Origin of the sequence: Salinivibrio sp. MA427, assembly GCF_001996115.1 — a bacterium.
Classification (GTDB): Bacteria; Pseudomonadota; Gammaproteobacteria; order Enterobacterales; family Vibrionaceae; genus Salinivibrio; species Salinivibrio costicola.
This window is the reverse complement of sequence record NZ_MUFH01000090.1, coordinates 1-8,801: the sequence shown is the minus strand read 5'-3', so window position 1 is coordinate 8,801 and position 8,801 is coordinate 1. Positions and strand designations below refer to the sequence as shown.

The 8,801-nt window shown below is 49.5% G+C and carries 9 protein-coding genes; 7 read left to right on the top strand and 2 right to left on the bottom strand.

Annotated features, from left to right (window positions below; all coding sequences use genetic code 11):
• Window positions 1-109 precede the first annotated feature (109 nt).
• From BZG79_RS07880 to BZG79_RS07865, 4 genes are all read left to right on the top strand, one after another.
• A complete protein-coding gene (locus BZG79_RS07880; protein ID WP_077774126.1) occupies window positions 110-1,735 on the top strand; it encodes a methyl-accepting chemotaxis protein in 1,626 nt (541 codons plus the stop codon).
• A gap of 163 nt (window positions 1,736-1,898) precedes the next feature.
• Entirely contained in the window at window positions 1,899-2,594 is a 696-nt protein-coding gene (locus tag BZG79_RS07875) for a pirin family protein (protein ID WP_077774125.1), read from the top strand.
• A 102-nt stretch (window positions 2,595-2,696) separates the two neighbouring features.
• Window positions 2,697-3,110, top strand: a complete 414-nt coding sequence (gene arfB, locus BZG79_RS07870; protein WP_077774124.1) for an alternative ribosome rescue aminoacyl-tRNA hydrolase ArfB — start codon at window positions 2,697-2,699, stop codon at window positions 3,108-3,110.
• Window positions 3,111-3,228: 118 nt separating this feature from the next.
• Window positions 3,229-4,230: a substrate-binding domain-containing protein gene (locus BZG79_RS07865; RefSeq protein WP_077774123.1), complete on the top strand. Its 1,002-nt coding sequence runs from the start codon at window positions 3,229-3,231 to the stop codon at window positions 4,228-4,230.
• A gap of 21 nt (window positions 4,231-4,251) precedes the next feature.
• Here BZG79_RS07865 and BZG79_RS07860 read toward each other — a convergent pair whose 3' ends face one another.
• Together BZG79_RS07860 and BZG79_RS07855 are read right to left on the bottom strand one after the other, a co-directional pair.
• Window positions 4,252-5,676 (bottom strand): dihydroxy-acid dehydratase, encoded by a 1,425-nt coding sequence (locus tag BZG79_RS07860; protein WP_077774122.1) that lies wholly within the window; start codon window positions 5,674-5,676, stop codon window positions 4,252-4,254.
• Complete coding sequence (locus BZG79_RS07855; protein ID WP_021022985.1) at window positions 5,673-6,194, bottom strand: gluconokinase; 522 nt, start codon at window positions 6,192-6,194, stop codon at window positions 5,673-5,675. The genes BZG79_RS07860 and BZG79_RS07855 overlap by 4 nt, the downstream gene beginning before the upstream one ends.
• A 152-nt stretch (window positions 6,195-6,346) precedes the next feature.
• On the opposite strand from BZG79_RS07855, the gene BZG79_RS07850 reads away from it, so the two are divergent.
• The 3 genes from BZG79_RS07850 to BZG79_RS07840 all read left to right on the top strand — a co-directional run.
• A complete protein-coding gene (locus tag BZG79_RS07850; protein WP_077774121.1) occupies window positions 6,347-7,726 on the top strand; it encodes a GntP family permease in 1,380 nt (459 codons plus the stop codon).
• 9 nt (window positions 7,727-7,735) lie between these two features.
• Window positions 7,736-8,344 (top strand): bifunctional 4-hydroxy-2-oxoglutarate aldolase/2-dehydro-3-deoxy-phosphogluconate aldolase, encoded by a 609-nt coding sequence (locus BZG79_RS07845; RefSeq protein ID WP_077774120.1) that lies wholly within the window; start codon window positions 7,736-7,738, stop codon window positions 8,342-8,344.
• Window positions 8,345-8,503: 159 nt separating this feature from the next.
• Window positions 8,504-8,801, top strand: a 298-nt coding sequence (locus BZG79_RS07840) for a DEAD/DEAH box helicase (RefSeq protein WP_199877615.1), incomplete at its 3' end; no start/stop codon positions are given.

Here is an 8,801-nt window from a genome sequence, read left to right as displayed (position 1 = left end):
TTCTCTCACAATTAATAATATTTTTATCATCTAAATCGTCTACGCTTAGCTTAATGTTGTTACAAAACACCTTTGCGCTAGTTCATAAGCGCGATGAACAGGAAAGCAGATGATGAAAGATCTTAGTGYTGTCAAAAAAATAGGGCTCAGTTTTATTGCCGTTTTTATCGTTTTTGCCTCCGTTGCCATCATGTTTATGCTCGGCCTATCCTCGATAAGTAAAGACATCACACAACTTTCAAACAAAAGTCTCCCCTCGGTATCAATATTAAAAGGCATTCAGGTCGACATCACCAAAGTCCGGAAAGATGAATTTTCACTGCTACCAAACAGCGGTAACCCAAAAATATCGCAATGGTTAAACGATCTCGACCAATGGCGTGCCGATGTACAAGCTGGGATCAAAGCTTATCAAGCTCTGGACCTCACATCACAAGAAAAACAATCATTTAATGTGTTTAAGAAAACGTGGAATCAGTACATTGAGGAAACCCAGTCTTATAACCAGCTTTTAAGAAATGACGATCCTGACAAAGCGAATGAAGTCGTTTTAGCCAGTTTTGGGACCTATTCCGATGCGCTAAAAAGCTTGGATAACACACTCGAATTAAACGATGACTTAGTAAAGCAAATTGGGGCAGAAGCCCAGAGTGCAGCAACCGCCGCTCAGATAAATGCAGCCATTGGAACACTTGTGATCATTTTAGTGATTATGGCTGCATCTATTCTGCTTTCTCGCGCTATCTCTCGCCCAGTCGGTAAAGCGCTCGCGTTTGCATCGAGTATTGCCAAAGGTCAGCTCAACAACAAATTTGATGAAAAGGACTTGTCCAAAGATGAGCTTGGCTCCTTACTCAAAGAATTGGTGACGATGCAAAACAATCTTCACGGATTGGTATCAGAAATTAACGATTCTACTATTCAGTTAACTGCCGCCGTTGAAGAAGTGAGTGCGATTTCATCTCAAAATGCGTCAGGTATGCAAAACCAGCAGCAAGAGCTTGGATCGGTGGCGTCAGCGATGACCCAGATGCAAGCCGCTGTCAGTGAAGTGGCACAAAATACCGAAGAAGGCGCAACATCAGCGCATTCGGCAGCAGATATAGCAAAAAAAGGGAGTGGTTCATTAGCCGATGCGATTAGCATTATTGAACGCCTATCTAGATTGATGCAAGACTCAGAGACGTTAACAGAGCAACTTAAAACAAGCTCCGAAGACATTAATGTCGTGGTTGATGTGATTCGTGGTATTGCCGAGCAGACTAATTTACTGGCTTTGAATGCGGCGATAGAAGCAGCCCGTGCCGGTGAGCAAGGCCGAGGGTTTGCTGTGGTAGCCGATGAGGTTCGCTCACTGGCACAGCGTACTCAAGAATCGACCGAGCAAATCGTTAATACCATCGAGACACTGCAAATAAACACGACTAAGGTCCGCGAATCCAGCCATGAATGCCAAACAGGCATTACGCAATGTGTAGAAACGGTCAGCGATACCGGCGAACAAATGCGGGAAATTGAAGTCTCTGTTGATGATATCGCCCAACGCAGTACCCAAATTGCTACCGCCTGCAGTGAGCAAAGCTCTGTCTCTAACGAGCTTAACCGCAGCGTTGAGAACATTAATAGTGCCTCAACGGAAATGGCCGAGGGGGCAACGCAAACAGCGATTGCCTGTGACCAAATCAGCAATCTTGCGCATAACTTAAAAACACGCATGGAAACATTTAAGCTTTAGTACATTATCTGATGCGTGCTATTTCTCCTGCACAATACTCGTTCAATGTTTTAGAACAAGATGCACAAGATTACGCCGTGTTCGCACGGCGTTTTTGTTTCTACACTGCATCTATTGTTCAGCGTCACCGCTGTTCAACATCGAATCAGTGAGGAGAAGCGTTATGATTACAGTACGTCATGCCAGCGATCGCGGTCAGGCCAACTTTGGTTGGCTACAAAGCCGCCATACCTTTTCATTTGGTAGCTATTACGATGCCCATCATATGGGCTTCTCTGCACTACGTGTGATCAATGATGATATCGTTTCGCCCGGCGCGGGCTTTGATACCCATGGACACCGTGATATGGAAATCATCAGTCTGGTGCTGGAAGGAGCAATAGAACACAAAGACAGTCAAGGCAACCGACAAACTCTACCCGCTGGCGAGTTCCAACTGATGTCGGCTGGGCGTGGTATTTATCACAGTGAATATAATGCCTCGTCATCCCAGCCATTGCGTTTTTTACAGATTTGGATTGAACCTAACGAAAGAGGCGGAGAGCCGGGCTATCAGCAAAAAGATTTTGGCAACCAACCCGGCTTTACCGTCATTGCGACGCCAACGGGTGAGAATGGCTCGTTAAAAATAAAACAAGAGGCACGTTTGCTGCAACTTGTCTTGGCGCCGAGTGAGTCTGTTACCTTCGCTTTGGAGGCAGGACGCAACGCCTATGTGCATCAAGTCGCGGGCACTCTTAAGGTTGAAAACACATCTCTTTCTCCCGGTGATGGCGCGAAAGTCGAAGATATCCGTCACATCACCTTTAGTAATGTCGGCAACGAAATCAGCCAAACACTGGTATTTGATTTATCCTAAAGTGCCGATTAACGACTCAAAAAGACTCGGCCTGCAGGCTTATTTGCGCCACAGGCCTAATGCTATGTACACTGCGCGCCTCTTGTTAATATTTGAGGCCGTATGCTGACTCTATCCAACAAAGTAGCGATTCCCGACAGTGAAATCGAGCTCACGGCCATCCGCGCCGCTGGGAAAGGCGGACAAAACGTCAATAAAGTGTCGAGTGCCATTCATTTGCGCTTTGATATTCAAGCCTCGTCACTGCCTGATGCCTACAAAACACGCTTAATGACGCTGTCCGATTCACGCATCTCCAAAGACGGCGTCGTGGTGATCAAAGCGCAAAACTACCGCACCCAAGAGCTAAACCGAGAAGACGCGTTAGAACGCCTCGCTGCGCTAATTAAAAGCGCGATGGTGGAGCAGAAAAAACGCAAGCCAACTCGGCCAACCAAAGCGTCACAACGTCGCCGCGTAGAATCCAAAAAGCGTAAGAGCCAGACTAAGTCTTTGCGCGGTAAAGTGGCGCCTTAATTCAAAATCGTCAGTGTGCGTTCTCAATAAAGACCTAATTCCACCTACCAGTTTTTCTTGCTAATCGGCGGTCAGATTGCTCTAATGTTACATGTAACATTTTCGGCTAGTGCATGAGATGACAGAAAAAAGAAACCGGGCCACCTTACAAGATATTGCTGACCGCGTCGGGATGACCAAAATGACAGTCTCGCGCTATATGCGCAATCCGGAGTCAGTCGCCCCTGCGACACGCGACAAGATTGCGGCGGTGATTGAAGAATTGGGATACATACAAAATCGTGTGCCCGCGATGTTATCTAAATCATCGAGCAAAGCCATTGGAATTGTGCTTCCTTCATTGTCTAACCAAGTCTTTGCTCATTTAGTCCAGGGCATTGAACGCGTGACTAAGGCACATGGCTACGACATTTTGATTACACACGCTGGCTATAGCGAGCAGGCAGAGGAAGAGAAAATTGCCTCTTTGCTCTCTTATCAAGTGGATGGCTTAATCCTCACTGAAACTAACCACACCCCACGTACGTTACAAATGTTAAAAACCGCCGCCATTCCTGTGGTAGAAACCATGGAGCTTCCAGAAACGCCGATTGATATGGCAGTTGGGCTTGATCATGAGCAAGCCGCTTATGATGCAGTTCAAACGATGATCAACAAAGATAAAACGCAGATTGTGTATTTGGCGGCTCGTCTGGATACCCGCACTCAGCTGCGGCAAAAAGGGTACGAACGCGCGATGACACAGGCAGGACTCACTCCTCGCTGTGTTGCCACCGAGGAGCATTCTTCATTCAGCTTAGGCGAGACCTTACTTAACCAAACCTTGGCTCAGTATCCAGATTGTGACGGGCTGTTTTGTACCAATGATGACCTCGCCGTCGGTGCGTTACTTGCCTGTAAACAGCAGGACATTGAGGTACCTAAAACGCTTAGCATTGTCGGCTACAATGCGTTGGATATTGGCACTGTGATCAGCCCAAGACTCACCAGTGTCGCGACGCCCCGAGAGTTAATCGGTGAGCGCAGCGCGACACTTTTGATTCAAGCATTAAGCGGTGAAACTATCACCGAAAAAGTGCATGCTATCCCACACACCATCACAGACGGTGGCAGCTTGTAACCATCACGGTTGACCGAGCGATCACGGAAATAGATACGTCGCCCCTTCATCAGCGCGAGACACCTGCTGACGCGCCGCAGCAAACAAATCACGTCCCCAGGTTGTAGCAGCTTGAGGCGTATTAGCTACATATCGTTGAGATAAGTCAGCATGGCAGGTCAATACGCCAGTATTCGCGTCCAATGTGATCAGATCGCCGTCTTGAATGGACGCCAACGCACCGCCATGCATGGCTTCCGGACAGACATGTAAGGCCGCAGGGACTTTGCCTGACGCGCCGGATAACCGGCCATCTGTTACCAGTGCGACCTGATAACCCATTTTTTGCACATTGCCGAGAATAGGCATGAGTTTATGGAGCTCTGGCATCCCATTAGCAGCAGGGCCATTAAAACGCACCACCACAATCACATCTTGGTTGAGCTCACCGCGTTGATAGGCCTGCTCGACCTCGTGCTGACACTCAAACACCCGTGCGGGCGCACAAACTACGCGATGCGCGGGGTCAACCGCAGAGGCTTTGATCACCGCGTTACCCATATTGCCAGACAGCATGCGCAAGCCACTGGCTGCACTGAAGTGTGAGCCGGGCTGGGCAATGACCGCTGTGTCGGTTGATGGGGTGGCGGCTTCCCAAACAAGCTGCCCCTGATCTAATCGTGGTGTGGTCAGCTGGTCGCTAAATTGGCCGACGGCAGGCAAGGTATCGGCATGCAATAACCCTAGCGCATGTAAGTGAGCCATTAACGTCGGTACGCCTCCGGCCGCTTCAAAGGCATTAATATCGGCCGGCCCATTGGGGTAGACTCGAGTCAGCAAGGGCACTACACGAGAGAGCGCATCAATATCTTCCCACGTTAGGATAACCGCCACTTTTTGATCATTGCTGGTGCCCGTTGTCATTGGGCCGGAGGGAATAAATAAGGTAGGTAAATGGGCGTAGGCCAGCGCGCCTATCAATTGTCCCGGTGCAATTTTATCGCATACACCAAGCAATAATGTTGCGTCATACACATTGTGACTCAGCGATATCGCAGTCGCCTGTGCAATCACATCACGTGAAAACAACGACATTTCCATTCCCGGTTGGCCTTGGGTCACTCCATCACACATCGCAGGCACACAACCTGCCACTTGCGCGGTATGACCCAACGGCAGCAAAGCGGCTTTGATCTGATCAGGGTAGTCAGCATAGGGCGCGTGCGCACTCAGCATATCGTTATAGGCACTGATAATCGCCACATTGGCGGTGGTCATATCCAGCATGTGCTGTTTGTCTTGTTGGCACGACGCCGCCACCGCATGCGCCATGTTACCGCAAGACAGACTGGTACGCGCTTTCCCGGTATCGGCTTGCTGTTGAGTCCGATGCAAAAACGCGATGCGCGTCGGTTGGCTGCGCTGGCATAACGCCTCTGTCACTGCCATCAATGTCGTATGTGTCATTCGGCATCCTCCTTGTCTTTTAAAGCGTTCACTGCACGTGTCACCACAGTATCAATGTCTGCATCAATGCCGACTCGGACCACATCAGGCTCATCGTTACCCGGCACCTCCAACGTGGCAAACTGGCTATCCAGCATATGGGTTTTCATAAAATGCCCTTTGCGCGCTCGAAGCCTTGCGAGGATCAACGCATAATCTCCGTCCAAAAACAAAAAGGTAACGTTCTGATTGCCATCTCGGATCTGATCTCGATAGCGGCGCTTTAAGGCTGAACACACAATCACGCCATATTCATGTTTATGCTCCAAACTAAAAGCGGCATCGCTAATCCGGCCCAGCCAGGGAGTTCGGTCATGATCATCAAGCGGCTTACCCGTCGCCATTTTTTCGATATTCGCACGCGGGTGTAAGTCGTCTCCATCAATAAACTTTGCCCCTAAGCGCTGTGCCAACTTTGCGCCAAGGGTGCTTTTCCCCGAGCCACTGACGCCCATCACAATCACACTGCCAATTGCCATACCCACTCCTTAGCGAGATTTTAACCAGATCTCATTTTTGATAACGCATTCAATAATTGTCTTTATCTTAGTGTGGTTACCGGTAACATGTTACCGGTAACGTTGAGATTTGTGAAGTTTAACACAAACATCCTGGTCGGAAGAGGTGAGCCATGGAACTACTCGCACAAAGCCCTGAACCCACTACTTTACTCTTGATAGCATTGGGCGCTATCGCGTTGTTATTACTACTGATAATGAAACTTAAGGTGCATGCGTTTGCATCACTCACATTGGTCAGCTTAATCACTGCTTTGGCCACGGGGATCCCTACCGATAAGGTAGTGCCGGCCATGATGACAGGGTTTGGCGGCACCCTGGCGTCGGTCGCCTTGCTCGTTGGGCTCGGCGCCATGATTGGTAAAATTCTCGAAGTCACCGGTGGCGCAAATGTATTGGCCGATACGCTGATCGACCGCTTTGGCGAAGCCCGTGCTCCGTTTGCTCTGGGTATCGCTTCTCTACTATTTGGCTTTCCGATCTTCTTTGATGCGGGGCTGATTGTGATGATGCCCATTATGTTTAGTGTCGCGAAACGTTTAGGTGGCTCACCGATAAAGTATGCCCTACCCGTCGCGGGTGCATTTGCGGTTATGCATACCTTCGTTCCCCCGCACCCCGGCCCCGTTGCGGCCTCAGATTTACTCGGCGCAGATATGGGTCTTCTCTTGGTCGTTGGGCTACTGGTTTCGCTACCCACTTGGTATCTAGGCGGTTATTTATTTGGTTTGTATGCCGGTAAGAAATTCAATATTCCCCTTGCGAAAGCGTTTTTAAATACAGAAGTGATGTTTAAAAACAAAAAGGACCATCCCGCCTTTTCTACGGTGCTGATGATCTTACTCCTACCTGTCATGCTAATTTTCCTCGACACAGGCTTAAACGCACTTAGTGTTGCAGGTGTCGTTAACGGCGAAAACCCATGGGTTGGTTTTCTGCGCATGCTGGGTAAAACACCGGTTGCACTGCTCATCACGCTGTTAACTTGCTTGTTAGTCTTCGGCCAAAAGCTTGGCAAAAGTAAAATGGAGAAGCTGTGCTCCGACTCATTGGCACCGATTTGTGCGGTGATTTTGGTGACCGGTGCGGGCGGGATGTTTGGAGGTGTACTTCGTTCTAGCGGCATTGGTGAAGCACTCGCCAACATGCTGTCAGATACAGGGATGCCGATAATATTGGCCGCGTTTGTGATTGCTACCTGCTTGCGTGTCGCACAAGGCTCAGCCACCGTCGCACTCACAACCACAGCCGCGCTGATTGCGCCCACGGTGTCGCACACTGTCGGCTTATCTCAACTCGATTTATGCTTTATTGTCATCGCGATTGCCGGTGGAGCTACCGTTTTATCGCATTTCAACGACTCGGGTTTTTGGCTCGTATCACGTTTGCTCGAAATGGATGAAAAAACCACGCTAAAAACTTGGACTGTGATGGAAACCCTGCTCGGGACTATCGCGTTTGTTATCGTAGCGCTATTAAGCGTTTTACTATAAGGGAATCCCATGACTGAACTAAACCAACGTCTCAAGGCAATTCGCATTGTGCCGGTGATTGCGATTAATAATGCGGACGATGCCGTGCCGCTCGCTAAAACCTTGGTCGACAATGGCTTACCGTGCGCCGAAATCACCTTTCGTACCGACGCGGCTGCCAGTGCTATCCGCCAAATGCGCGATGCCTATCCCGAGCTACTGATTGGGGCCGGAACGGTACTGACGCCTGCACAAGTCGATGCTGCGATTGACGCTGGGGCGGATTTTATTGTTAGCCCTGGGCTTAATCTCACTACAGTAAAACATTGCCAACAACGTGGGATTGCCATCGTCCCTGGGATCAACAACCCGAGTTTGGTCGAGCAAGCCATGGAACTTGGTCTTGATACGTTGAAGTTTTTCCCCGCGGAAGCGTCGGGAGGCATTGCGATGTTAAAAGCGCTATCTGCGGTGTACCCGGTCAGCTTTATGCCAACCGGCGGCGTGAGTGAAGAAAACGTGAGCGATTATCTCGCGTTGCCCTCTGTACTGGCATGTGGCGGTACTTGGATGGTGCCCGCCAAGTTGATTGATGAGCAAAGGTGGGATGAGATCGCAGCACTGATTAAGGCGCTGTGATAGCTCTCGCATCCGTTAAGAAAAGATCGACCCCACTTATTGAAGATAATGGGGTCGCTCGCACGCATACCGCCTGTGCTTGCAACCTCGGCACATAGCCGATACCTTTTCCCGCCTGTTCATAAACAGACACTTGGTTAAAAGTAGGGGAAAGACGGCATGTTGGCACAAGCACTTGAGCAAATTTTTGGGTTTTCGTCATTTCGTGCGGGACAAGAAGCAGTGATCTCGCAGGTGATGCAAGGTGAATCGGCCTGTGCGATCTTTCCCACCGGTGCAGGTAAATCATTATGCTATCAATTGCCGGCCACACAGCTGCCCCACTTAACATTGGTGATTTCGCCTTTGCTGGCATTAATGCATGATCAACTTGCATTTATGACCCGCAAAGGCATCCCAGCGGCCACCATCGATTCAACGCAGACACCCGAACAAACCAAACAAGTGTTGGATCAAG